This window comes from Leptospira paudalimensis (assembly GCF_026151345.1).
Classification (GTDB): Bacteria; Spirochaetota; Leptospiria; order Leptospirales; family Leptospiraceae; genus Leptospira_A; species Leptospira_A paudalimensis.
On record NZ_JAMQPR010000001.1, the window covers coordinates 1,582,856 to 1,609,150 of the forward strand.

General features: G+C 38.6%; 23 protein-coding genes. 11 read left to right on the plus strand and 12 right to left on the minus strand.

Annotated features, from left to right (window positions below; translation table 11 throughout):
- Positions 1 to 2: 2 nt before the first annotated feature.
- From ND855_RS07390 to ND855_RS07405, 4 genes are read right to left on the minus strand one after another with little or no spacing between them, the layout of a single operon-like run.
- Positions 3 to 278, minus strand: a complete 276-nt coding sequence (locus tag ND855_RS07390; protein WP_265357809.1) for an exodeoxyribonuclease VII small subunit — start codon at positions 276 to 278, stop codon at positions 3 to 5.
- 9 nt (positions 279 to 287) lie between these two features.
- The gene (gene xseA, locus ND855_RS07395; RefSeq protein ID WP_265357810.1) at positions 288 to 1,565 is read right to left on the minus strand and encodes an exodeoxyribonuclease VII large subunit; all 1,278 of its coding nucleotides are present in this window, start codon (positions 1,563 to 1,565) and stop codon (positions 288 to 290) included.
- The gene (locus ND855_RS07400) at positions 1,566 to 2,675 is read right to left on the minus strand and encodes an AI-2E family transporter (protein ID WP_265357811.1); all 1,110 of its coding nucleotides are present in this window, start codon (positions 2,673 to 2,675) and stop codon (positions 1,566 to 1,568) included. It lies immediately after the preceding gene.
- A 2-nt stretch (positions 2,676 to 2,677) separates the two neighbouring features.
- Positions 2,678 to 3,106: a hypothetical protein gene (locus ND855_RS07405; protein WP_265357812.1), complete on the minus strand. Its 429-nt coding sequence runs from the start codon at positions 3,104 to 3,106 to the stop codon at positions 2,678 to 2,680.
- Positions 3,107 to 3,226: 120 nt separating this feature from the next.
- On the opposite strand from ND855_RS07405, the gene ND855_RS07410 reads away from it, so the two are divergent.
- Genes ND855_RS07410 through clpA form a run of 5 tightly spaced genes read left to right on the plus strand, consistent with a single transcriptional unit; the run spans position 3,227 to position 10,805 of the window.
- A complete protein-coding gene (locus tag ND855_RS07410) occupies positions 3,227 to 3,838 on the plus strand; it encodes a DedA family protein (RefSeq protein ID WP_265357813.1) in 612 nt (203 codons plus the stop codon).
- Between the two features lie 27 nt (positions 3,839 to 3,865).
- Complete coding sequence (locus tag ND855_RS07415; protein ID WP_265357814.1) at positions 3,866 to 7,015, plus strand: SpoIIE family protein phosphatase; 3,150 nt, start codon at positions 3,866 to 3,868, stop codon at positions 7,013 to 7,015.
- Between the two features lie 15 nt (positions 7,016 to 7,030).
- Complete coding sequence (locus tag ND855_RS07420; protein ID WP_265357815.1) at positions 7,031 to 8,194, plus strand: GNAT family N-acetyltransferase; 1,164 nt, start codon at positions 7,031 to 7,033, stop codon at positions 8,192 to 8,194.
- Positions 8,194 to 8,529, plus strand: a complete 336-nt coding sequence (clpS, locus tag ND855_RS07425; RefSeq protein WP_100728033.1) for an ATP-dependent Clp protease adapter ClpS — start codon at positions 8,194 to 8,196, stop codon at positions 8,527 to 8,529. The genes ND855_RS07420 and clpS overlap by 1 nt, the downstream gene beginning before the upstream one ends.
- A gap of 2 nt (positions 8,530 to 8,531) precedes the next feature.
- Positions 8,532 to 10,805: an ATP-dependent Clp protease ATP-binding subunit ClpA gene (gene clpA / locus ND855_RS07430; RefSeq protein ID WP_265357816.1), complete on the plus strand. Its 2,274-nt coding sequence runs from the start codon at positions 8,532 to 8,534 to the stop codon at positions 10,803 to 10,805.
- A gap of 47 nt (positions 10,806 to 10,852) precedes the next feature.
- Here clpA and ND855_RS07435 read toward each other — a convergent pair whose 3' ends face one another.
- Both ND855_RS07435 and ND855_RS07440 read right to left on the minus strand, forming a co-directional pair.
- Positions 10,853 to 11,404: a hypothetical protein gene (locus tag ND855_RS07435; RefSeq protein WP_265357817.1), complete on the minus strand. Its 552-nt coding sequence runs from the start codon at positions 11,402 to 11,404 to the stop codon at positions 10,853 to 10,855.
- Positions 11,401 to 11,859, minus strand: a complete 459-nt coding sequence (locus ND855_RS07440) for a RidA family protein (RefSeq protein WP_265359358.1) — start codon at positions 11,857 to 11,859, stop codon at positions 11,401 to 11,403. The genes ND855_RS07435 and ND855_RS07440 overlap by 4 nt, the downstream gene beginning before the upstream one ends.
- 153 nt (positions 11,860 to 12,012) lie before the next feature.
- Between ND855_RS07440 and ND855_RS07445 the strand changes: the two genes are divergently transcribed.
- A complete protein-coding gene (locus ND855_RS07445) occupies positions 12,013 to 12,456 on the plus strand; it encodes an Hsp20/alpha crystallin family protein (protein WP_265357818.1) in 444 nt (147 codons plus the stop codon).
- A 17-nt stretch (positions 12,457 to 12,473) separates the two neighbouring features.
- The gene (locus tag ND855_RS07450) at positions 12,474 to 12,875 is read left to right on the plus strand and encodes an Hsp20/alpha crystallin family protein (protein WP_265357819.1); all 402 of its coding nucleotides are present in this window, start codon (positions 12,474 to 12,476) and stop codon (positions 12,873 to 12,875) included.
- Between the two features lie 110 nt (positions 12,876 to 12,985).
- Here ND855_RS07450 and hisC read toward each other — a convergent pair whose 3' ends face one another.
- From hisC to ND855_RS07465, 3 genes are read right to left on the minus strand one after another with little or no spacing between them, the layout of a single operon-like run.
- Positions 12,986 to 14,080 (minus strand): histidinol-phosphate transaminase, encoded by a 1,095-nt coding sequence (hisC, locus tag ND855_RS07455; RefSeq protein ID WP_265357820.1) that lies wholly within the window; start codon positions 14,078 to 14,080, stop codon positions 12,986 to 12,988.
- 3 nt (positions 14,081 to 14,083) lie between these two features.
- Entirely contained in the window at positions 14,084 to 15,601 is a 1,518-nt protein-coding gene (locus ND855_RS07460; protein ID WP_265357821.1) for a 2-isopropylmalate synthase, read from the minus strand.
- A 17-nt stretch (positions 15,602 to 15,618) separates the two neighbouring features.
- Positions 15,619 to 17,085: a hypothetical protein gene (locus tag ND855_RS07465; RefSeq protein WP_265357822.1), complete on the minus strand. Its 1,467-nt coding sequence runs from the start codon at positions 17,083 to 17,085 to the stop codon at positions 15,619 to 15,621.
- Between ND855_RS07465 and ND855_RS07470 the strand changes: the two genes are divergently transcribed.
- Positions 17,086 to 17,448 carry a VOC family protein gene (locus ND855_RS07470; RefSeq protein ID WP_265357823.1) on the plus strand — a complete coding sequence of 121 codons (363 nt, stop codon included), beginning with the start codon at positions 17,086 to 17,088 and terminating at the stop codon, positions 17,446 to 17,448.
- On the opposite strand, the gene ND855_RS07475 is transcribed toward ND855_RS07470, so the two are convergent.
- Positions 17,430 to 18,194, minus strand: coding sequence for a glycerophosphodiester phosphodiesterase (locus ND855_RS07475; protein WP_265357824.1), 765 nt, complete (start codon positions 18,192 to 18,194; stop codon positions 17,430 to 17,432). The genes ND855_RS07470 and ND855_RS07475 overlap by 19 nt on opposite strands.
- A gap of 4 nt (positions 18,195 to 18,198) precedes the next feature.
- The gene (locus ND855_RS07480) at positions 18,199 to 18,909 is read right to left on the minus strand and encodes a queuosine precursor transporter (RefSeq protein ID WP_265357825.1); all 711 of its coding nucleotides are present in this window, start codon (positions 18,907 to 18,909) and stop codon (positions 18,199 to 18,201) included.
- A gap of 145 nt (positions 18,910 to 19,054) precedes the next feature.
- Here ND855_RS07480 and ND855_RS07485 point away from each other — a divergent pair, with 145 nt between their 5' ends.
- Together ND855_RS07485 and ND855_RS07490 are read left to right on the plus strand one after the other, a co-directional pair.
- Positions 19,055 to 20,635 carry a glycosyl hydrolase family 18 protein gene (locus ND855_RS07485; RefSeq protein ID WP_265357826.1) on the plus strand — a complete coding sequence of 527 codons (1,581 nt, stop codon included), beginning with the start codon at positions 19,055 to 19,057 and terminating at the stop codon, positions 20,633 to 20,635.
- 1 nt (position 20,636) lies between these two features.
- Positions 20,637 to 21,629, plus strand: coding sequence for an L-threonylcarbamoyladenylate synthase (locus ND855_RS07490; protein WP_265357827.1), 993 nt, complete (start codon positions 20,637 to 20,639; stop codon positions 21,627 to 21,629).
- A 98-nt stretch (positions 21,630 to 21,727) separates the two neighbouring features.
- Here the strand turns inward: ND855_RS07490 and ND855_RS07495 are convergent, their stop codons facing one another.
- Positions 21,728 to 23,251 (minus strand): S49 family peptidase, encoded by a 1,524-nt coding sequence (locus ND855_RS07495; protein ID WP_265357828.1) that lies wholly within the window; start codon positions 23,249 to 23,251, stop codon positions 21,728 to 21,730.
- 152 nt (positions 23,252 to 23,403) lie between these two features.
- Between ND855_RS07495 and uvrA the strand changes: the two genes are divergently transcribed.
- Positions 23,404 to 26,295 carry an excinuclease ABC subunit UvrA gene (gene uvrA / locus ND855_RS07500; protein ID WP_265359359.1) on the plus strand — a complete coding sequence of 964 codons (2,892 nt, stop codon included), beginning with the start codon at positions 23,404 to 23,406 and terminating at the stop codon, positions 26,293 to 26,295.

Genomic DNA, 26,295 nt, shown 5'->3' on the forward strand with positions numbered 1-26,295 from the left:
CTTTAAAATAAATCTTCTTCCGCTTTATTAGAAGTTGTTTCATCCTTCTTTTTTTTCACAGTTGATTTCACAACTTCACCACTAGGAGCTTTGGTTAAAAATTCAATTTTAGCTTCTGCATCTACCAAACGTTCGGAACAGATTTTTTTTAGTTCCATTCCTCGTTCGTAAGCCTTGATCGAATCTTCTAAAGACAAAGTTCCCCGTTCTAATTTTTCCGCAATGTCTTCCAATTCACGGATTGCTTCTTCAAAACTGATTGTTTTTTTATCTACCATCGTTTGGTCCTATTTGATTTCTTTTACTTCTACATGGAGTTTTCCATCGAATAAAAAAACTTCCAATGATTCTTTTTCTTTAATTTGTGTAATGGAAGAGATCACTTGTTTGTTTGTATTGCGGAGGACTGAATATCCTCTTTTGAGTGTTCCTAAAGGAGAAAAGTGGTCTAATCTTTGTTCTGCGAGTTTGTATTTTGTTTGGACTCTTTCCAAATACGAATTCCAAGTTTGTTGGAAAGAATCAAATTTTTGAAATTCACTCTGCTTTTTGACAAGGTAGTTTTTTCCTAGAAGGGAAATTTTAGTTAATAATTCATCCAAATGGTTTTGCCTAGGCTCTAATACTGCTTTTGGATTTTGAAAAACCACTCTACTTGTTACACCTAACCACTTTTCCTTTCCAATTCGTATCACACCTGTTAGAGCAGAGCGCAATCGGTCTTCCATTTCATCCAAACGGATGAGAGTATCCGATACATTAGGGATCGCTAATTTTGCTGCGGCAGTGGGTGTGGGAGTTGTGGCATCCGCTGCTAAATCTGTAAGGACACGATCAATTTCATGTCCTACGGCAGATATAATGGGAATCCTCGATTGATAATACGCCATCACTACCGCTTCTTGGTTGAATGCCATTAAGTCCTCAAAAGATCCGCCACCACGTCCTGCGATGATCACATCTACTTCCCATTTTGGATCATTAATTTCCTTAATGGCTTCAATGATTGAGTTTTCGGCACCGTCTCCTTGGACAAGGCATGGTGATACTAAAATTTGAATCGAAGGATTGAGGTCAGTGGCAATGCGAATGATATCTTCGACAGCAGCACCCTTAGGTGAAGTAACAATACCCAATCGTTTTGGAAATTTAGGTAACGGCCGTTTGTGGGAAACATCAAAGATCCCTTTTTCTGCTAATGACTTTTTTAATTTTTCAATTTTAAGAAGGATATCTCCTTCCCCAAGTTCCTCAAGTTTTTGGACAGTGATGCTATAATAACCACCTGGTTCATAAACAGAAACAGAACCATACACAAGGATTTCCATTCCATTTCGTAGTGGAGTTCCTTTATAGTTTTTGGCTTGGAAGGAAAAAAAAGCACATTTGATTACACTTGTTGTATCTTTTAAGGAAAAATACATGTGACCAGAACTATTGGTCTGGCTGAAATTGGAAATTTCTCCGCGAATCCAAAAGTTTTTAAATTCGGGAGAGTCTTGTAATTTCGCCTTGATACGGCGATTGACTTCACTGACAGAAAGGGAAGAATCAGCTGTTTCCATTTACGTTGTTTGGAATCGAGTTTCTCGAAAAATTTTCCAAAAATCCCATAAGATGATCACGAGTGTTAACGCCATAGGCCCAATGATAATTCCGGCAACACCAAACTCTTGTAATCCGCCAATGAGGGATAAGAAAATTAAAAATGGGTGCGTTTTGAGTTTTTTATCAAGGAGTTTTGGTTTTACAAAATTTTCTAGAATGAGATAACTTGCCCCACCTGCTATCATGAAAAGTACACTACCTGTCCAATTTTCTTGGACAAGTCCAATATAAAGTCCAATCGGAAACCATACGACAGATGTACCAACAACAGGTATGAGAGAAAATATAGTTGCGATACTTGAGAGTAAAAACTTGTTCGATACAGATGTAAAAAGTAAAAGAACGTAAATCAAAGCACCTTGTAAGAGTGAGATGAATAAATTTCCCATCATTACAGTTCGGATCGCTTCTTCGATCCTACGTCCTAGCCTTTCTTCAATTTCTGTGGGGAATGGTAAAAGTAAAAACAATCCATGTTCCATTCTGCTCCCTTCTTTGTAGAGAAAGAAGAGTAAGATGAATGTAAAAAATCCATTGAAGATGATTGCACCTGGAACTTCAAAAGACCCAAGTAAAAAACCAGAAGAATTTTTTAATAAACTATAAATAGAATCTAAGTTGAGAATATCCATGTGTTGACCCACATATTCCCGGTAAAGAATTGGTAGTTTGATCCAAAAAAATTCATTCTCTGTGAAAAAGTCAGTCAACATCGGACTATTCAGTAAAAGAGATACAATTGATTCTTCTGTGAGTTGGTTTCTTACATAACTAACTAAATTTAAAGATTCTCGAATCAGAGTAGATACAATTAAATAAGAAGGAATAAACACACAAGCGAGCATAAGGATGACCATGATATAGGGAGAAAGGCCATGAAATTTAACACCCAACACATTTTTTAATCGTTTGTGAAGTTTTCGTGTGGTTAAATAAAACAATAGGGCTAAAAAACTGGACCATAAAAATGGTTTGAATACAAAAAACAAAGTAAAACATGTAGCGAGAAAAATTCCTGCTAACAGAATGTAGACGATGGTTTCGTTTTTATTTTTGATCCAATTCATGATTAATAAGTAGAGTGTTTTTTAAAGTAAAAACGAATTTGGTTGTTAGTTTCATTTTTAGTCAGATAAATCGATAATGATTTTTTAATAAACCCTTCCAAAAGATAGGATACTTCTGTTTCGTTTACATTTTTTTCAATGAGTTTCCAATCCCCTTGGTTCACTCTGTAATCGATGCGTTTTTGGATTTCCTCCCATGACTCGGGAGTTTCCAAAAGTAAAAATGCTTCTTTCGTATGGATGTGACTTGTTTTGAATTCACTCGATTGAAGGTAGGTAGATTTTTCAGGAAAAAAAGACTGTGGGAAAGCGGGTGGTGGGTTCGTAGGGAATTTTGTCACGATGATTTGGTCAAACCGGTAGGTTTCCATTTGTTTGTTTGGGGTACATTGCCAAAACACAAGGAGTGAGAAGAGAAAAATTCGAAGCATTAGGGAAAGCAAATGTCCTAGTATTGATTCCTTCCATTCATTTTTTAAAATCTTTGTTGCCTATCCCAAGAAAGGTTTATCCTTCTTCTTGTGTTAGAATCCATCCCATTCGAAGCCATAATGAAAGAAATTCTCGAATTACCACCGCTTTTCCTATGGGGTTTTTTCTGTTTTTCGAACTTTCTGGAGAATATTTTCCCACCTTGGCCAGGTGATACAATCACAGTCTTTTCGGGTTTTATATCCTCTACACCCAACTCTCCCGTTTCCTTTGGATCTGTTGTCATCGCTACCTTTTTAGGGAATCTGTTTGGGGGCCTCGTCATGTATTATTTTGGGGAATCGTTTTTGAAATTTCTGAAACGAACAAGGATCCCTGTTTTATCCAATCTATACCATGAGGAAAGTTTGCATAAGACTTTAGTATGGTTTCGAAAGTACGAAAATGTAGTGGTTTTACTTTCAAGGTTCTCGGCAGGGATTCGATTTTTTGTTTCGATCGTCGCTGGAATGTCCAAAATGAACATCATTAAATTTGTAATCCTTTATTCCATTGCCGTTTCATTATGGTGTGGATTACTTTTATTTGGCGGAAGTTTCCTTGGTTCGAATTGGAACCAAATCATTGTTATACTGTCATTCTACAATCGAACCATTCTTGGTATCCTTTTGGTAATTTTTTTATACTTCCTTTACCAAATGTTTGGGAAATCAAATACGAAGTTGACATGATTTGGATTTATGTTAGGGTTTTCATCCATGGATTCTTGGGGAAACATAGCGTTTGATTTTTATACTTTCGGCTCTCTCGTCGGAGTGATTTTTACTTTTTACAATGCACAATTATTTCTAACGGTGAAAGAGAAATCGGAAGCCACTTACAACTTAGGAATGGGCACACTTTGGTTGGGTTTATTTCACTTTGGGTATTTGATTAACTTTTCCTTTATGGGACCGGCCTCAGCGTATATGCGATGGTTTGTCATCATTGGTGCGATGGCGGGTTCCGTTTATCTCACTGGATTTTTCTTAAGTTACCCTGAAATTTATTTCCCGAGACTTAAAAAATCTATTTTTTGGATCTTAAGCAGTGTGGTCGTTCTTGTGACTGCATTTTTTGTCTACATCAGTTTGTCTGCTGGGAGATTGTTTTTTTTCAGTGGCCACTATTGGGATTTTCCTGTTCCTATTTTTTATAAAGCGTATGCTGTCATCGTTTTAGTCTTTTTTGTTTCCTTTACGATTGTTGCCATCCTGCAATTATTCAAGATGCCAAAAGAATCAAAGTTCACTTTGATTAGCATTCTGATCTCCTTTGTCCTCATCACAATGATACCTGGTTTTTTGAATGTATTGTCAAGAGATGGTGCAATTGGAAGGGGTTTATACCAAACGATTACTGACCTTGTTTTGGTTGTTGGTTTGTTTGTTGCCAATGTTGTTTATATCAATAATACAAAAGACAAAACAACAATTTTATCAAGAATCATTGGTATCTCTTTGGCTTCGTTTTTGTTAATTTTACAATTGGTTGCCTATTCTGTGATCCAACAAACAGAATCTAATTATGATTTGGTGCATACGGCAAGAGCCAAAAATTACATTGCTGGATTGGAAACAGACCAAGTTCCTAGTTTCCATTATTCCTATGATATCCAAAACAGATCCTTTATCACACACAAAGGATTAGAAGAAACAAACGTAGAACCAAAAGGATATGAGGCTGAATTTTACAATGTTTGGGCCTTGGAGATGACCTTATCGTTTGAGAAAAATGAAAATTGGAAAGCTAAGGTCAATGAACTTTTACTCCAATTGCCAGAAACAAGTAACGGTTATTCGAACGAAATCAAACGATTGTTAAAAGAAGATCGAATCACTTCTCCAAAAGAGTTAATTTCAGAGATTGAATCTGAAAAACGTAAAATTTTATACACACGTAATAAACTACGAGAGATTCCTGTTTCTAATTTTACTGAAAAAGCTTCTGGACTTGTGAAAAACGAAGAGGGGGCACTCTCAGGATTTTATGCCGAGGCAAGGAAAATTCTTTCTTCTAATCGATCAGAGGAATTAAAATTCGAAACTTTAGACCAAATGTTTTCTCCCATGCCAAACCATGGTGAAAGAAACTATCGTGGCCAAGTGAAGTTTGAAACAAAGAATCCCAAATTTTCTTTTTATGTAAGTTATCTGATTGTAGATAAAAAAAATGAAATTGTTCATGAAGTAGGTTATCCATACACTGATTACAGAAGTTTCCAACATGAAGTGACTTTGCCTTGGATCATTGGTTTACTTGCTCTTGCAGTTCTTGTGATTTTTGGATATCGATTGTTCTTTCTCATTGCACTCATTCGTCCCGTGGAACAAATCATTGAAGGATTAACCGAGGTAAACTCTGGTAATTTAGAATACCGCCTAACGGTGCATGTGGAGGATGACATTGGATTTATGGCGAGGTCCTTTAACCGGATGGTGCGTTCGATCCAAGCTGCTCGTAAAAAATTGCAACAGTATGCCGAACAACTAGAGGAAAAAGTACAAGAACGTACTAAGGAATTAGAAAATACATTAAAGGAAGTTCAGTCTTTAAAACACCAACAAGATGGGGATTATTTTTTAACCTCCCTCCTTTTACAACCGTTTCATACCAATCATGCCAAACACCAAAATGTACGTGTGGATTTTTTATTAGAACAAAAGAAAAAATTCACATTTAAACAATATGAAAAAGAGATTGGTGGTGACCTCAATATTGCCAATCAAATCGTACTTAACAATCGTTCTTACACTGTATTTTTAAATGCAGATGCAATGGGGAAATCAATGCAAGGTGCGGGAGGTGCCCTTGTGCTTGGATCTGTATTTGAATCGATTATCACAAGAACCCAACTCTTAAGTGAAGCACGAAATACATATCCAGAAAGATGGATCAAAAATACATTTTTAGAACTTCATAAAATTTTTGAAGGTTTTGATGGTTCCATGCTCGTATCACTCGTATTAGGTGTGATTGACAATGAAACAGGATTACTTTATTTTATCAATGCTGAACACCCATGGATTGTATTGTACAGAGATGGAATCGCCAGTTTTATCGAAAACGAATTGATGTTCCGAAAATTGGGAACATCGGGTGTCCAAGGGAATTTATATATCAAAACATTCCAATTGGAAGCAGGTGATATCCTCATTGCTGGTTCTGATGGTCGTGATGATTTATTAATATCACATACGGAAGATGGAAAACGAGTCATCAATGAAGATGAAAAACTATTTCTTAAAATGGTGGAAGCGGGAAAAGGGGAACTTGATTTAATTTATGATGAAATGGCTAAATTTGGTGCTTTAACTGACGACTTATCGATGTTACGTGTTTCTTTTATCGAAGAAAAAGAACGTTACAAAATTGAAAAAGATAAGTTAAGAGAAATCCAATCATTGTTAGCAAAAGCCAAAGAAGCAAGTGACTCCTCTGATCTGCAGGAAGCGGTTACCTATTTAGAAAAAGCACATTCCTTAGAGGAAAACATCCCTGAGATCAAAAAGAAATTCATCCAATTGTACTTAAAACTCAAGGACTATGGGAATGCGAAAAAAATGGCCAAAGACTATAGTTTACTTCGACCTATGGATACTGAGATCATGTACATCACAGCGTTTTGTGCAAGGAAAGTGGCTGATATCAAAACCGCCATTGATTTTGGGGAAAGGGTAAGACTTCGTGATCCCAATCATGTCAAAAACTTGATCAATTTGGGACAAACCTACTTAGCAGATAAAAATTATTTGAGAGCTGAAAATATTCTCAGTTCCGCTCTCGAACTGGACCCAGAAAATCCAAGTTTGGTTCGGCTCATCGAACACATTCGGAAAAAACAATTAAAACAAGAAGAAACCCATTAGAGTCTAAACATTTGAGTGGATGAACCAATTAAGATAGAGATTTCCCATAGTTTTTTTGAATTCAACAAGGAAGAGTGGAACAAACTCGTTCCTTCTGATTCTGTCTTCCAGGAATTTGAATTTTTGTCAGGTTTGGAAGAAACAGGCAACATTGGGAAATCGGATTGGAGACCCGTCATTGTTTCCGCCAGGTCAGAAGCAAAACTTTTAGGGCTCATTCCCAGTTATTTGCGGAAAGACTCCTATGGGGAATATATCTTTGATTTCCAATGGGCCAATGCATTCCACAGGGCAGGCATTCCCTATTATCCAAAACTCACAGTTGCTGTTCCCTTTACACCTGTGACTGGATATCGGATTTTGTTCCACCCAGAACTGACGGATGGAGAAAAAGCTTCGTTAGGTCAAAAGCTTTTAATGGCTTTAAAAGAGTTTGGAGAACGAGAAGGAGTTTCTTCGATTCACATTTTATTTTGTAAGGACGAAGAACAAATCCTTTCTCAGAAATCTGGGTTTCACCCTCGTTTGTCCCACCAATACCACTGGTTCAATCGAGGGTTTTCTAATTTTGAAGAATTTTTATCTACCTTGGTTAAGGAGAGGCGTAAGTCCATTCGCAGTGAACGTAAAAAAATTTCAGAAACAGGGCTACAAATCAAAACACTTACTGGGGATCTCATTCAGGAAGAACATGCAAATCTCTTTTATGAATTTTATAAGGACACTCACAGTAAAAAATGGGGACAAGCTTACTTAAACCGAATGTTCTTTTTAAAGATGGTGGAAACCTTCCGCCATAGATTACTCCTTGTTCTTGCTTCTAAACCCAATGGAGATCCTGTAGGTGGGACTTGGAATTTATACCGAGATGGATTTTTATATGGAAGGTATTGGGGTGCATTGGAACACATACCCAATTTACATTTTGAATGTTGTTATTACCAATTGATAGATTATGCAATTGAACATAAAATGGAAAGAGTAGAAGCAGGGGCACAAGGGGAACATAAATTCCTGAGAGGGTATGAGACAGTTCCCATGTTCAGTTCTCATTTTATATACAATGAACAAGGTAGAAGTGCTATAGAATCCTATTTAGAAAAAGAGATCAAAATGGAAAGGGAAAATATTGAAGCATACAATGCACATTCACCTATCAAAGCTCTGAGGGAGGGGTAATGTCTGAAACGAAAAGAAAGTCATATACCGATTTTAATGTTGAATTATTAGAAAAAGAAAAACAGAAAAAACAATTAAAAAAACCAAATCGTTTTAAAGTGATTTTAATTAACGATGATTATACACCTCAAGAGTTTGTTGTTTATGTTTTAGCAGTAGTTTTTCGGAAATCAATGGAAGAGTCACGTCAAATTATGTGGAAGGCACATACAGAAGGTTCTGCTGTTTGTGGGGTGTATTCATTAGACATTGCACGCACAAAAGTAGAAGAAGTACATAAATTAGCTGATGAGGCTGGTCACCCCTTACAATGCCAATTGGCAAAAGAGGAATAAATATGAATTTTTCAACAGATTTAGAAAAAACTTTAGAACTTGCGCAGAAAGAAGCGACAAAGTACCATCATGAATTTGTAACGTTGGAACATTTGTTATATGGACTAACCTTTAACGAAAAAACAAAAGATGTCCTTGTAAATGTGGGATGTGATTTGGATTTACTTCGGAAGGAGTTACTTGCATACTTTGAAGAGGATTTATCTTCTATCTCTGTTCCAAATTTAAAAATCCAACCAAAATACACTGTTGGAGTTCAGTTTGTCATCCAATTCGCTGCCTTTCATGTCCAAAATTCTGGTAAGGAAGAAGTGGATGGAAATAATGTTTTGGTTGCTCTATTTCGGGAAGAAGATAGCCAAGCTTGTTATCTGTTAGCAAAACAAGATATCAAACGATTGGATGTGATCAAATACATCTCCCATGGTTTCAAAAAAGATATCGATTCAAATGAACCCGATTTTACGTCCGATGAAGAATCCTTCGAAGAAGAAACGGAAGGTAAATCAAAACAGTCTGCTTTGGAAAAATTCTGTGTGAATTTGACCGAAAAAGCAAAATCAGGAACTTTAGACCCTTGCATTGGAAGGGAAACTGAAATCCAAAGGACAATCCATATCCTTTCTAGACGAAGGAAAAATAACCCAATTTTTGTAGGAGAAGCTGGTGTTGGGAAAACATCGATTGTCGAAGGCCTTGCAGAAAGAGTCGTACAAGGAAAAGTTCCAAAAAGTTTGTTAGGATTGGAAATTTATTCTTTGGATATGGGACTGGTTATGGCAGGAACCAAATTCCGAGGAGAGTTTGAAGAACGTTTAAAGGCAATTTTACAAGAGTTAGTGGGAAAGCCTGAGAAGGTCATTTTTATCGATGAAATCCATACCATTGTCGGTGCAGGAGCAGTGTCTGGTGGGAGTCTTGATGCTTCCAATCTGATGAAACCAGCCCTTGCCAATGGTGAACTTAAGTGTATAGGAACCACCACTTTTAAAGAATACAAATCTATATTTGAAAAGGACCATGCATTATCGCGAAGGTTTCAAAAAATTGAAGTAGTGGAACCTTCCAGAGAAGACGCCATACAGATATTAAATGGTCTTAAAGCAAAATATGAATCCTTTCATGGTGTCCATTACAGCCAAAAAGCCATCGAAGCATGTGTGGATTTGTCTACCTTACACTTACGTGATCGTTTTTTGCCAGACAAAGCCATTGACCTTTTGGATGAAGCAGGAGCCTTTGTAAAGTTACGTGACGAAAACAAAGAGAAAACAAAAAAGACTGTTGGTGTCTTTGAAATCGAATCCTTGGTTGCTAAAATCGCGAAGATCCCGGAAAAAACAGTAAAGGCTGATGATAAAAAGAAATTAGAATCTTTGGATGCCGAAATCAAAACCATTGTTTTTGGGCAAGACCATGCCATCGATCAAATTGTAGATGCCATTCACTATTCACGTTCAGGACTTGGGGATGAAGGAAAACCAATTGGCAGTTTTTTATTTGTAGGTCCTACTGGAGTTGGGAAAACGGAAGTTGCAAAAACTCTGGCAGATAAAATGGGAATTCAATTTCTCCGTTTTGATATGAGTGAGTATATGGAAAAACATTCTGTATCACGACTCATTGGTAGTCCTCCGGGTTATGTAGGTTATGACCAAGGGGGGCAACTCACAGATGCGATTGCGAAAACTCCACACTGTGTGCTTCTTTTTGATGAAATTGAAAAAGCCCATGAAGATATTTACAACATCCTTTTACAAGTGATGGACCATGCTACTTTAACAGATAGCACAGGGAAAAAGGCAGATTTCAAAAACGTAATCCTAATTTTGACAACAAATACCGGTGCCCAGGAAAGTTCTAAACCTCTTCTTGGTTTTGATTCGGATCGTTATGACGATCGATCTTTGAAAGCAATCGAAAGGACATTTACTCCTGAATTTCGTAACCGTTTAACAGCTGTCATTGAATTCAATTCCTTATCCATTTCAATTGTAGAACTAGTTGTCAAACGCATGTTCCAAACCTTACAAAACAAGGCAAAAGAGAAGGGAATCCAATTGGATATTACAGAGAAAGCCGTGAGGTATTTAGCAGAAACTGGGTATGATAGGGCAATGGGAGCAAGACCCATCCAAAGGATCATCAATTCAGAAATAGGAAAACCATTATCGAAAAAACTACTTTTTCATAAAGACAAGGTGAAGGCATTTTTGGTGGACTTACAAGAGAAACGTGGAAAACCAAATTTGGAGATAGTAGAAGTAGAATCTTAATGGTTGTATACTAGAGGATGGTATTTTCAGTTTCCCTTTGAATGATTCTAGTGGGAATGTAAAAATACCTCATCCTCTTTTTTAAAACTTAAATACCCGAATAAAAAGGCAAAAAACAGTGAACCTAGGAAAAGGTAAAAAGTGATTTGAGTTGTCACTTCACTTGCATTGACAAAGTCATAATACGTTCTTTTGGGCTCTAAATATCCCCAAATCACGATGATCGCTGATACCATCTCAGTTGCAAAAAACCAAATCCTTGTCCAAGAAGACTTCCAAAAACCTAAAAAGAAAAAATTAAGTAAACTGATTAAGATAAATATGGAGTTGAGTTTGGGACTTAATGAGATGGATTCTTTACTTTCAAAAAAAGTAATCTCATAACGGAACCAAGGCAAAACCGCAAACAAAAGTTGGAGGAATAAAAAAATAAAAAATATTTTATCATAGAATAGTTTTGTTTTCCAATAACTATATAATGACAATGTAATCCTTTTTCCTAAATACCACCAAACTTTGAGTAAATCTGGTATTAGTTTGATTGTTTCTTTCAGGAAAATTAAGAATTCGGAAATTAAATTTAAAATTGAATTTGTCATTCCACTTCAACTGTCATCTCTAATTCTACACTTGCATTGAGAGGTAAAGAAATCACACCGATGGCAAATCTCGCATGTTTTCCTTTTTCGCCAAAAATTTGACCTACAAGTTCGGAAGCACCATTGGCAACTAAGTGTTGTTCAGTGAAGTTTTCGTCACTTGCAACATAAACTCCAAGTTTAACAATTGATTTGATTTGGTCTAGAGAGCTTATCTGCAATAACAAAGCCGAAAGTGCGTTGAGTAAACACTGTTTGGCTTCTTCTTTTGCTTCTTCTAACGTGAGATCCTTTCCAACTTTTCCCATTTTTCGTAACTTCCCGGAAACTAGGGGGAGTTGGCCTGAGGTAAACACCAAATTTCCTGAATGTTTAGAAGGAATATAGGCAGCAAGTGCTGCAGGAACAGGAGGGATTTGGATCCCAAGTGCATTCAAATGATCCGTAATAGCCATTGCCATCCAAACTATGGTTCCTATGCCTATGAGACAAAATTTTTTTTACCGAATGTAAAAATTCTAAATTCGAATTGACAATTGGCAGTCAAAGATATAGAGTGCTAATTGAAGTAGCAGACTACGAATAAGAGTGCTAAAAGGAGATTTTGCATGTTATTTCGAATTCTAGACCCACAAACAAAAACTAACCAGTTTTGGAGAGACTTTGATCGTTTGAACGATGAGTTGACTCGTTCTATTTTGAATGATCAATTCGGAAGTTCTTCGCATTTTCCTCCTGTGAATGTGTACACAAAAGAGGATGAGGCACTAGTCACTTGCCTTTTGCCTGGTATGGACACAGACCAAATTGAAATCAATGTTAAAGACAATATGCTTTCCATCCATGGAAAGAAAAAACCTGAAGATTTAGCGGAAGGAACAGAAGTTCATCGCAGGGAAATTTTCCATGGTGAATTCCATAGAACTCTTGAACTTCCATTCCGAGTGAACCAAGACCTAGTTTCTGCAAAATACGTAAACGGTGTCTTAAACATCCACTTACCAAGAAGAGAAGAAGACAAACCGAAAAAAGTATCCATCAACATCGGATAAAAGAAGGAGAAAACGATATGAATACACTGACTACAGAAAATAAACAAACGTTAGATGAAAAGGCTGGAGTGAAAGATGTTCAACCACAAGTAAGGGTTTACTCTCCGAATGTAGATGTTTATGAAACTGAAAACACAATTTTATTCCGAGTGGAAATGCCTGGTGTTGATGAAACATCTGTTGAGATCACAATCGAAAAAGACCAACTCCAATTAGAAGGGAAATTCAAAATGGGAGCGGAAGAAAAAGGTCAGGTTCGACTTGCGGAATACAAAGAAGGTAACTATTTCCGAAAGTTTACCATTAGCAAAGCGATTGATTCTGAAAAAGCGGTTGCAAAAATGAAAAACGGAATTTTGGAACTTTCCATTCCTAAAATTGAACCGAAAAAAACAAAAATTGAAATTCGAAATTCTTAAATCAAAGAAAATCGAATTTTAAAAAAGATGGATTGAGTTTTTAACTCTAACGAAACATAGATGAACAAAAAATATATACCCAACAGAACAATTGTTTTGTTGGGTTTTTTTTAGACTAAGGCATTCAGGGATTGGAAAAGGATATCATTTTCTTCCTTTGTTCCAATTGTAATTCGAATGAAATCCTTACAAATTCCATAGGAAAAATACCGGATGAGGATATTTTTTTCCTTTAAAGAAAGGTATAACTGTTCAGGCGAAATCCCTGATTTTGGTTTGCAGAAGAGAAAATTAGTAGAAGAATCTGGGATGGTAAATCCCAGGGATTCCAAATTGGTCTTCAGGCGAGAACGTTCTGAAATAACAAGTTTTCGTTTCTCTAAGAAATATTCTTTGTCCTTATAAGAAGTTTCTGCAATCATTTGGTCAATGATTCCAACATTATAAGAATCTTTGAGTTTTCGTATCCATGAAATGGTTTCAAGTGAACCTACAATGTAACCAACACGAAGTCCAGCGAGTGCATATGATTTAGAAAAAGTTCTAGAAACAAGTAAGTTTGGATGGTGTTTGATCTCAGAGATCAAACTAGCGCTGGCATCCGTAAAATCAATGTATGCTTCATCTGACAATACAAGGCCACGAAAGGAACAAATCAGATCTAATAGTTTTTCCTTCGGTTCTTCGATGCCCGTAGGTGCATTTGGATGGGCAAAACATAGTAACTTACCTTCTGATTTTTTAAGTGTTTCAAAATCAAAATGTAGATTTTCTAAGACAGGAACCGCTTTGTACTTCGCTCCCACCATCATTTGTTCGGTAAGAACTGGGTAATAGGAATAGGTTGGGTCTGGTGCTACAACCATATCACCGGGACCTATAAAGGTTTGGAATAACAAACGTAAGGCTTCATCCGAACCATTGGTCACAAGGATTTGGTTTGGGTCCAAATCATAATCATTTGCGATGAGTTCTTGTAGTTTCCTTGCATGGTAATTGGGATACTTACGGAGTAATCCCTTTTCGATCACTTCTTCGAGAGCCTTTTGGATTTTTGGTGAAGGAGGATAGGGATTTTCGTTTGTATTTAACTTGATAGTAGAAGTGGTAAGGCCTGGTTGTTCTCCCGGAGTGTAGGGAGAAAATTGTTGGAGTTCCTTTCTCACAAACAACTTTGGGTCAAATTGGTTTTCTTGTGAAGCCATTGATTACAACCGATTCAAAGCATTGATGTATGCCTTGGCACAAGCTTCTATGATATCTGTTGAATCGCCTTTGCCCACAACCCGACGTTCACCGTCTTCTAATGTGACAGAGGCTTCCGCCATCGCATCGGTTCCTTCTGTGACGGGAGAGATCACAAGGCGAGATAAGAGTGGGGAAAGTCCTGTTACAGAACTTATGGCTTTGAAGATACTATCAACAGGTCCATCACCTTTTGCTTCCCCAACTTTTGTTTCAGCTTTGATTTGTAAGTTTACCTTTGCGTATGGTGTTTTGTCGGAACCAGTATTTTGTTCGAAAGAAATCAGGCGGTAGGTTTCATCCACTTGGGATCGGCTAATCTCAGATTGGAAAAGGGCAGCAATGTCTTCATCAAAAACTTCCTTTTTTTTATCTGCAATTTCCAAAAACCGATTGTATGCATTGTCAATTTCTTCTGGTTTGGGATCAAAACCCATACGGATGATTCGGTCTTTAAATCCAGCTCTACCTGAATGACGACCAAGTACCATACGGTTGGATTTTAAACCCACTGACTCTGGAGTCATGATTTCATAGGTTTGTCGGTTTTTGATCACACCATCTTGGTGGATTCCTGATTCATGGGCAAATGCATTAGCTCCCACGATCGCTTTGTTAGGTTGTACAACCATACCTGTAATGGTTTTTACCAAATGAGAACCACGTGTGATGAGAGTGGAGTCAATATTTGTTTCCACACCAAAGGTATCCTTTCTCGTTTTTAATGCCATGACCACTTCTTCCATGGCTGTGTTACCTGCTCGTTCTCCAATCCCATTGATGGTACATTCAATTTGGCGTCCACCCGCGAGTACAGTAGCAAGGGAGTTCGCAACAGCAAGGCCAAGGTCATTATGACAATGCGCAGAAAAAATGACTTTGTCTGCACCTTTCACTTTTGTTTTTAAAAATCGAAACAAATCCATGTATTCTTGAGGGGTTGTATAACCAACAGTATCTGGGATGTTGATGGTAGTTGCTCCTTCCTCGATCACAGCCTCAACTAACTCACGTAAGAATTCCCATTCGGATCTTGTTGCATCCTCTGGTGAAAATTCAACATCCGGGACAAAGTCTTTTGCCATTCGAACGGCAATCCTTGCCATCTCTAAAACTTCGGAAGGTGATTTTCCGAGTTTGTGTTTCATATGAATGGGAGAAGAAGCGATGAATGTATGAATGCGTTTGGATTTAGCAGGTTTTAGGGCGTCTCTTGCCGCTTCTAAATCAGGGCGGAGGGCACGTGCAAGACCACAAATGGTAGGACCTTCTATTTCACGTGCAATTCTTTCGACGGCTTTGAACTGGACTGGGGAAGAAACGGGGAATCCTGCTTCAATGATGTCTACTTTCATCCGAGCAAGGTGACCCGCAATTTCTACTTTTTCATCTTCACTCATAGCAGCACCAGGGCACTGCTCTCCATCCCTCAAAGTCGTATCAAAAATCCGTACGTAATCTTCCATCTCCTTCCAGATCATAGTTTCCCCGATGTCTGTCAAGGAGTATGGAAAGCACCTGTGATCCAGTGGTATGGTTTCCCATTTTTGTCTACAGGGGTAGGATTTCGTTTACCTTCCGTCCAAAAGCGAATCGGTTTTTCCAGGTCATAGGATACCTCTTGTTTCGTGATGCTCTGGTGGTAATTTTGAACCTCTTTTCGGGGTTTTGGAAACTCATTGAGAACCAAAATCCAGAGGAGAAGAGAAAGGAAAAAGATGGGGAGAGGGAAGGGATTCATCTTGTTTGCCAATACCCAGGAGACTCCAATGAGTCCCAAAAACCAAAGGGGAAAAAGGTAACGAATGGGATAGGGATGGAGGTAGGTAAACCGACCCACCACTATGAGGAGGAAAAGTAAAATCGGAATCAAAAGAAGAAACATTCGTTTGAGTTGGTGTGGAAATCGATGAAAAAAGAAAACGAACACAAACAACAAACCGAGTAAAGATTGATTTTCATAGACCAACAATTTGGCAAAATCATATACATAATGAGTGGTTAGGAATGTAACCTCCCCTAATGTTTTTGTTTGAAGGAAACCTAAAAGGATTCCAAAACTATTGGGAATCTTCAGTTTTGTTTTGAGAAAAAAAAGGATGAGTTCCATTGCAATGGTGTAAAGCGAAATGATGAGAAAGGAAAATATAAAGCTTTTCTGAAAGGTCTCTTTCCATTTTTTAGAATCGATTCCCGAAACATTGATTACGATCAAACAAAACACTCCAATACAAAACGAGAATCGATCGGAAAGGTATAAAAGGCTAAAACCGACTAAGAACAAAAACATAGGAATATGTTTGGGTACAAACAATTTGGAGAACAAAACACCTCGACTAAACTTCTTTCCGATCGGAAACTCTGTTTGATTCTGGAAAATGGCAATTGAATTTTCTTTGGATTGGAATTGGTGGTAGAGACTAACAAGGAATAGGCTAAAGAAAAAACCAGTACTATGGTGGGCATTCGAAACAAAATAAACCAAGGGCAGGGGTTTATCTCCAAAGGTTTCCCCAAGTAGCGAAAAGATTATGAATAAGGTTTGGAACCAGATTAACAATTGGATGGTAGTTCGTTTTGTTAGTTTTGATGACAAAAACGAATACAATCCGAATTGAAGGAAACCCATCTGGATGACTCCATACATTGTAGGCAGATACAAAAAAGGAAATACAAAGTACAAGAAGGCCATACACCCTATGTCAGGAAAAAAATAGGGAGAAGGAGGGAGATACCAATGGGATATTCCATTCCCACTCATCCAATCATGCACAAATAGTGTTGTATACAGTTGGTCAGCAGAGTATAAAGGGATAAAATAAATGGTTTCGCATAACAAAAAGTTGATGAATCCAGAAATGAATAGGAAAAGAATCAAAACCAATCCCTCGTTCCGTTTGGTTTGTTTCCCAGATTCATAGAAATATGATTGGAAAAAATTTCTAAAGATTAGGATTGGATTCATATGCCAGAACAAAATCTGTCTCGAAACAAAACGTTAAACCTCTACTCTGTCAATTTGGCTGGTGGAGAAAATTGTTCCGAACCATTGCACTTCTACCAATCCATTTTAGGTGGCAAAGTTCTGAAAGAAAGTTTTGGTCATGCGGAACTAGAATTGGAGTCTGGTTTACGAATTGTTTTTTCAAAAGAAACGGAACATTGCCCTGTGCGGGGAGGTACCCTCACACTCCAAGTGAGCCAAAATGAACTGGAAGACAAAATGATTTCCCATTGCCAATTGGTACAAGCCGTTCCAAACCAAGGGTATTCCTTATATGAAGACCGTTGGGGGAATTGGATCTGGCTTTATTTAGCTAAAAACTGAGCCAAACGATCGGGAAAGTCAGTGATAAGACCCGATACTCCTGCGTCTATGAGAGATTTCCATTCTTCTTCTGTATTGGGAGTATAAGGAATCACAAGTAAAGACTCAGAATTACACTTGGATACAAATTCCTTGGAACAAGCGGAAAAATGGGGAAGGATCAAATCTGGTTCAAATTCCATGTAACGTTCGTTTAGCGAATCTCCTTTTTCAATGAGTAGTCCACGTAAAACCTCAGGTTCTTCTTTTCGTACTAAGTCTACAAGTTCCCAATCAAAACTACTCACCCAAATTCGATTTTGTAATTGGAACTTGCGGATGAGTTTGACAACTGCTTTTGCTAAATCTTCTCGTTCTTCCCTTTTGCCTTCACTTTTCAGTTCGATATCAAACACAGTTTTTTCAGGCAAAGTTTGTATGATTTGAGATAAGGTTGGAATTTGTTCACCTTCAAAATCCTCGGAGAAAAATCCACCAGCATCCAGTTCAGCTAACTGACGATAGGGGATCTCGGCAACCTTTCCCTCTCCATCAGTTGTTCGGTCGACTGTAAAATCATGGATGACAACCAGTTCTCCCGATCCACATAACATGGTATCCAACTCAAAATAATGAGTGGATTCTGATCCAACAAGAAAGGATACGAGCGTATTCTCTGGAGCAAGGCCCCTTGCCCCTCTATGTCCGATATTGACAGGAGTGTTTCCGAGGAGAGATTGCAAACGTTCGGACCTTGGTTGAAACATTAGATTACCCTGGTTGGATGGAAGATTCATACCCTTCTTCTTCCATCGCTTCTTTGAACATTTGTTCTTTTAAACTCGTACCCAGGTAACGATCAATGTAAATGTGGATGGCATACAAAACAGGTGTGATGAGGATCGCAACTCCCATTTTGTATAAAAAATTGGTACTGGCAATCGATACGAGTTTTGGTACTGGGTGGTACTTTCCAAGGGCAATGAAGATCACGACAAAGGAGTCAATGAGTTGTGAAATCACAGTGGAACCTGTAGCCCGTAACCAAATGTGTTTTCCCTTTGTTTTTTTTCGTAAAAAATGAAAGGTATGTAAGTCAATCATCTGGCCAATTACGTATGCGATGATGGAACCAAGGATCACAAGGCCTGAATTGGCAAACACTCGTTCAAAGGAGGCATCATCAATGGGAGAATCAGGGCTTGCCGGGATTTGAATATCAATGACGATGAGAAGGTAGGCAAATCCAATCATGAGCATCCCAAGAAAGGTTGTGGCTCGCACCACCTTACGCCCAAAATATTCATTGAGTAAGTCTGTAATGATAAACGTAACAGGAAATGGGATAACACCCATAGTCATGGTAAACCCAAAGGCAAAAAATAATTTACTACCCGTCAATTCCGCAAGCAGTAAAAAAGTAAGAAAAAAACTGAGTAGGACAGTATAAAGGATCACCGGTTTTTGTTTTAAGGCATTCATGGATTTCTTTTCCTCCCCATCTGAATTTCGACTAGGAGAGAAAGGCTCCTAAAAAATCATGGGATACAGATAGATAGAGTGGGTTTCGATTAATCTCTACTCTTTTTTTCTGAACAGTTCGATAATCAACCTAGAAGAAACGTATATGTCTGAATCACAATCCCCTAATTCCCCCAAACGCCCACTCTCGAATGTGGCGAAGTATTCGTTATTATTTGCCTCTTGGTTCTTTTTATCTGCCATTTCGTTTTATTTGGGAATGAATCTCATGCAAAATTCAGGCTCCACACTGGTTTTGAAAGACCTTCCGAAAACGGGAAATACAAACCCAAGTGTAGTCGAAGCATCCACTCCATCTCTTGGCACTCCTTCTGAAATGGAGACGGGAGAGAAAAAAGAAACAAAAGATCCTCTCACTGTGGAAGAAGAAGTTGTGGAAACATCAAACTTCGTTCCAGATGAAAATGTAAGTTTTCGTTCTTCTGCTTGGTCCACTGATTGGACGGCGATGAAAAAAACAGTCCACCTCTATAATGAAATCCATCCGTTTATCTATACAATGAAAGGTGGGCTTTCCAATAACGGGGAACTCATTTCCAGTTGGTCAAGTACATCCCGAAAGGAACGAGTCCAAGAACTCCGTGCCTTAAATCCAAAAGTCAAAATCATCCCTACCATTTTCCGTTGGGAAAATCCAAAAGAAAAAATCCAAGAGAACATTGGTATGGGAGGACGAAGTGACATCCGTGACCACCACATCCAAGTGATTGTGAATGAAATCATGACCTATGGGTATGATGGAATCGACATCGACTACGAAGGGATGTCTTGTGATAAAAAAGAAAAGTTCGAAGAATTTTTTGCCCTTCTTGCCAAAGAAGTTCATAAAAAAGGAAAACTCATCTCTGTTGCAGTCCATCCAAAAACCCCAGCAGAAAAATCAAAAAAGAAAGAACTCCAATGCCGTGGACTCTCTAAACCAATCCACTTAGACTTCCGTGAAAACTGGAGAGGACCAACTACCCATGATTATGAATTCCTTGCTAAACACGCAGACCGTGTGAAAATTATGGCGTATGAACTCCACCCAAGGAAATACCATAACCCAGGTCCTGGTCCACAAGCACCTAACGTTTGGTTAAAAGACATCATCACTTACGCGAAAAAAAGGGTCCCAACCCACAAACTTTATATGGCGATTCCAACCTATGGGTATGACTGGGCTCTCAATTGTAAGGCATCTGCGAAAGCAATTTACCATTCTGATGCACAAAGGATTAAATCCGGTACCCATAAAAACCGCCAACCCACTGATATCAACCGGATCTTAAATGAAGAAAATAAAGTGGCAAGTTGGAGAAACTTATCGAAGTTTTCGGACATTCATAAAAACCGAGCATATGAAGATCCATCCTTATGGTATACAAGTGGTGGTTGTGACCGAGTTGCATTTTACATGAACAGACGTGCCTTTGAAGAAAAAATGACCCTTCTTCGTAAGTATGATTTGGGTGGATTTTCGTTCTGGCAACTAGTGACGGATAATGACCCAGAAATCAATGTGTATTTGAGTAAACTCGTACAAGGCCAACTTCCACCCGTGGAAAAGGCAAAAGACGAAGAGGAACCAAAGGAAGAAACAACGATCCAAAATTTGGAATCAAAAGAAGCTCTGAAAGTTTCCAATTCACAATCTAAATCCAAAACTAAAACAAAACAGTTTTAACATGAAAACACTTATCTCTTCGGATGTTCGTTTGCTTGCGGACCTCATCCGAAAGGGAGGAGTGGTTGTTTTTCCCACAGAGACAGTTTTCGGGATCGGTGCGTCTAGTTTTAACGAAGAGGCTTGCAAACGAATCTACAAAATCAAAGGAAGACCCAGTGACAACCCTCTCATCGCTCATTTTTCTACGATAGAAGCCATCAAATCTGTCTGTGATGTGAGTGAAGTTGCAGAACGATTGTTATGCGAGTTTGCACCAGGACCCATTACACTTGTCCTTCCTAAAAAAAATTTAAAAGTCTTTCCAAAAGAGTTACCAACCCTTGGAGTGCGGATTCCCAAAAACCCAATCATCCGTGAGTGGATTGAGGAATGTGGCTCACCAATCTCTGCTCCTTCAGCCAATTTATCGGGGAGACCGTCTCTGACTCGCATGGCTGATGTCCTGCGTTATTTTGATGGGATTGTGGATGGAATTTTAGTGACTGAGGAACCAAGTTTAGGAATTGAATCTACTGTGGTTGGATTGTTTGAAGATCCTCCTGTTTTGTTACGGCCAGGTTCCATTGAGTCAAATGAGCTCAAGCGATTGATCCCAAATTTAGTTTTGCCAAATTCAATTACGGAAAGAGGAGAGTTTGTTCCACCGAGTCCAGGGATGAAATACAAACACTATTCTCCCAAAGCGAACGTGAAACTCCTTCCTTCCGAAACATTCGTTTCGAAGTTTCTCCAATGTGGGAACAATTCCGACACTGCTTGGATTGGGTTTTCCTTCGCACCTGCAGAGGGTCACGACAATCCGACTCATCAATTCCATCCCACTCGAGTGAAACTTGTTTCTTCCAACTGGGAATACAGCTCGGCTCTCTATGCTTTTTTTGAAGCTTGTGACCAACTGGGTATAGAAGCCATCTATTGTGAAGAACCAAAGGAGGAGACAGGCAAAGAAGGCCTTCTCAATCGTTTGCAGAAAGCCTCAGAAGGGAACTAAATTCGAATCATTTCCTGTCCAGATTTCCACTCAAAACATATCAAAACGGATTCTATACCCGCAATCGTTTAGATTTCTATTTTGAATTCGTATGAAAATTACCCTCGATTTTTCCAATGGAGTTTGGTATGGGAAAGGAGAGACACCTCACCAAGTGATTCCAAAAGATTCAATTCAGACAAAAGTCCACCGAGTAGTGGGATTTTATTTTTCAGATTGTAAGCTGGTAATTCTTCAGTCACAAAAATAGCCTTTCCACCTAACTTTTCTTTGACGAATTTGATGGCATCGAGTAATCCACCGAGTGAATCGACAATATTATTTTCTGTGGTAGGTAAATATACCCTTCCCATTCCAATTTTAGGGAGGGTCTCCAGTGGAATATTTCTACCTTCTGATACTCGGCGGTAAAACAAGGCTTCTATTTTTTTGATTTGGGATTCTAGATACAAAATACTTTGTTTGGAAAGTGGTTGGAATTCTGAATGGATGTCTCGGAACGGATAAAACCCAACGGCTTCCTTATTCAATTGAAACTTCTTATATAATTTTTGTAAATTGGCACGGATGCTTACGGCACCAATGGAACCTGTGATACAAACGGGGGAAGCAGTGATATGGTCAGTGGCAGTGGCTATATAATAACCACCACTTGCAACTGTATCTTTAAAGTAAGCAGTTACTAGTTTTGATTTTTTTAATTCTAAGATCTCTTGGTGGATTTGTTCTGAGTAAAATGCAGATCCCCCCGGTGAGGAAATTTCTAAGATGACAGCTTTTATTTTTTTATCTTCCGCTAATGCTTGCAAAGTGGGAATTAGGGAGAAGGCTTCAATTTTACCATTTTCTCTATTTTTATGTAAGTAATCTCCGCCAGTAATGTTTCCATCGATTGGAAGTACAACCACTTCCAATTTTCTTTTTGGAATCAGTGAAAAATCTTTTATCGCTTGGTAAAGAACGGGAAAACTAGGTGAATAAATTTTTCGATCTTCACTAAAAAATTCAGTCTCAGTTTTGATTCCTTGGATGATACCCGCAGAAAGTAAATCATCAGCTGATAACATCGGTTTGTAAAAAAGGGATTCTAGAGATTTTTTTCCGCCCGTGAGTGCCTCTAAAATTACCGAACGTAGGTTGAGAATGAGTGATTCTAAATTCTTTTTTGCCTCTTTTGAAAATTCGCCGCGAGTGAAACTTTCTGCAAAGGACTTATAGGGACCCGAGGCAAAGGCTTGCACTTCAATACCCCATGTTTTTAAAAATTTACCAAAAAACATAGGTTCGGCGCTCGGTAGCATCAAAGTAAATTCGGATTCCGGGGCAAGGTAAGTTTCATTTGCGACTGTGAGTAACAGTAAAGTCCCAAGCCCACCTTCTTTGGCAAACATCCGAATGGTTTTCCCAGAATCCCGAATGGCCAAAAGTTCGTTTCTGATTTCATAAAACTCTGAAAGTGTCCATTCTAATGGAGGTAAATTGATATCAAGTGATTTGATTTTTGGATTTTTTCTGATGGTTGCGAGTAATATGAGAAGTTCCAATCTTGTAATGGTTTCTTCTTTCCCTTGGAGTTTTTTGACAAAATAGGATTTGTATGAGTCCTCAAACCGAGGTGGCATTTCCAATTCATACACATCACGGCCTCTTTGGAATAGGAGGCTTAGACGTAGATAAATTAGGTACAAAAGGCGGAAGGGCAAAAAAAGAATCAAAAAAAGAATTCGAAACACAGGCAGTCCTCTTCCTTCCATTCCTTAAAATTCTTTCCAGAATGAAAGAGGAAAACAAGCTATCCGATGTGGATTCCTTTATTCGTATTCGTGGCGCTCGTGAACATAACCTAAAAAACCTAAACCTCGACATTCCGAGAGACAAACTAGTGGTCATCACTGGTCTTTCGGGTTCTGGGAAGTCATCTCTTGCCTTTGATACCATCTATGCAGAAGGGCAAAGGCGGTATGTGGAATCCCTTTCCAGTTATGCCAGACAATTCCTCGGTCAAATGGAAAAACCAGAAGTAGACCAAATTGAGGGTTTAAGTCCTGCCATCTCCATCGAACAAAAAACCACTCATCGTAACCCTCGTTCAACGGTGGGAACTATCACTGAGATTTACGATTACTTACGTTTGTTATACGCTCGTGTTGGAAAACCCCATTGTCCAAAATGTGGGACGGCAATCTCTAGTTTGTCAGTAGACCAAATCACAGACAGGATTAATATTTTCCCAGAAGGAACTAAACTTCAGATCCTTGCTCCTGTCATCCAAGGGAAAAAAGGAGAACACAAAGAAGTCCTAGAACGGTTCAAAAAGGAAGGGTTCAACAGGGTTCGTGTGAATGGAGAAGTGTATTCCCTCGAAGATGAGATTCCCTTAAAGAAAAACTTTAAAGCTGACATCGATATTGTTGTGGATCGGATCGTGATGAAACCAGGGATCCAATCTCGATTGTCGGATTCTGTGGAAACTGCGCTGAAAACAGCTGATGGAATTGTCGTTGTGGAAGACGGTGAAAAAGACCATCTTTTTTCCCAGAAACTTTCCTGTCCCAAATGTGATGATGTCAGTATCCCAGAACTCACTCCAAGGTTATTTTCATTTAACTCTCCCTTTGGTGCTTGTTCCAATTGTGATGGACTTGGTGCCTTACTCGAGTTTGATGAAGCACTCCTTGTGACAGATAGAGAAGCTTCTCTTGCAGAAGGTTGTATCGAAGCTTGGGGTGGATCTAAATCCAATTCTTATTGGTATATGGCCACCATACAGGCGTTATCTAAAAAATTGAAATTTAATTTAAATACTCCTTGGAAAGATTTATCGGAAAAGGTAAAAAATACAATCCTTCATGGTGATACTTCCATCCATATTGATTATGATTTTCGGGGTGCCAATTCTCATTATGAATTTTCTCGGAATTATGAAGGGGTGATTCCCAATCTAAAACGCCGATACAAAGAAACAAAATCAGATTCCATGCGCCAATGGTTTGAATCCTTTATGACAAACCATGATTGTGATGAGTGCCATGGCAAACGACTCCGAAAGGAAGCACTTGCTGTCAAGGTGCAAGGGATTGGGATTGATGCCTATACAGGTTTTTCCATTGAAAAGGCACTTGAATTCACAAAACAATCGGAATACAAGGGTGCAGAAGACACCATCTCCAAACCCATCCTAAAAGAGATCTTACAAAGGTTACATTTTTTAAATGATGTGGGAGTCGGATATCTAAATCTCAGCCGTTCCGCAGGAACGTTGTCTGGGGGAGAGATGCAACGAATCCGACTCGCCACCCAAATTGGATCTCGGCTTATGGGAGTTCTTTATATCTTAGATGAACCTTCCATTGGACTCCACCAAAGGGACAATACAAAACTCGTACAAACCTTAAAGGGACTTCGCAATTTAGGAAATACTGTCCTCGTAGTCGAACATGACAAGGAAACGATGGAAGAAGCTGATTTTATCGTGGATATGGGTCCTGGTGCTGGTGTCCACGGCGGGGAAATTGTTGCGTTTGGAACTCCCGAACAAATCAAAAAAGACAAACATTCGGTAACTGGAAAATTTTTATCGGGTGAAAAACGAATCTCCATGCCAGAAACAAGAAGGTCTGGGAATGGTAAATTTTTAAAAATTACAGGTGCTTCGCATAACAACCTTAAGAATATCGATGTATCCATTCCGCTAGGTACTTTAACTGTTGTTACTGGGGTTTCTGGCTCTGGAAAATCCACCTTAATCAATGAAATTCTCTACAAGGAACTCGCAAGTTCCGTGATGGGGATGAAACTTGTTCCAGGCAAACATAAAAAGATATTAGGCAAGGAACAAATTGACAAGGTCATTAATATTGACCAGTCAGCCATTGGAAGAACGCCACGTTCAAATCCCGCTACCTATACTGGTTTATTCACTTTTGTGCGTGAACTTTATAGTGGTTTGGAAGAAGCAAAAGTGAGGGGATATGGTCCTGGTAGGTTTAGTTTTAATGTGGCTGGGGGAAGGTGTGAAAAATGTGAAGGAGATGGGATCTTAAAAATTGAAATGCATTTCCTTCCTGATATTTATGTGGAATGTGAAGTGTGTAAAGGAAAACGATACAACCGCGAAACATTGGAAGTAAAATACAAAGGAAAAAATATTTCAGATGTTTTGGAGATGACTGTCGAAGAGGCAGTTGTGTTTTTTGAAAACATTCCGAATCTTAAACGAAAGTTAGACACCCTGATGGATGTTGGTTTAGGTTACATCAAACTTGGGCAAGCAGCTACAACTTTTTCTGGTGGGGAAGCACAAAGGATTAAACTGTCCACAGAACTTTCCAAACGCCCTACAGGTAAAACACTCTATATCTTAGATGAACCGACAACGGGTCTGCATTTTGAAGACATTGAAAAACTTTTGTCCGTTTTACAAGTATTAGTGGATAAAGGGAATTCGATGGTCATCATTGAACACAATTTGGATGTGATCAAAGCTGGCGACTACATCATCGACATTGGCCCAGAAGGGGGAGATGGTGGTGGAGAAGTCATTGCCACAGGTACTCCAGAAGAAGTTGTTACAGTGAAACGATCGTTTACCGGTCAATACCTGAAAAAAGTATTGGAAGAAGAAAAGGTTCTTGATGCCAAACAGGCAAAGAAAAAGGGAAAATAA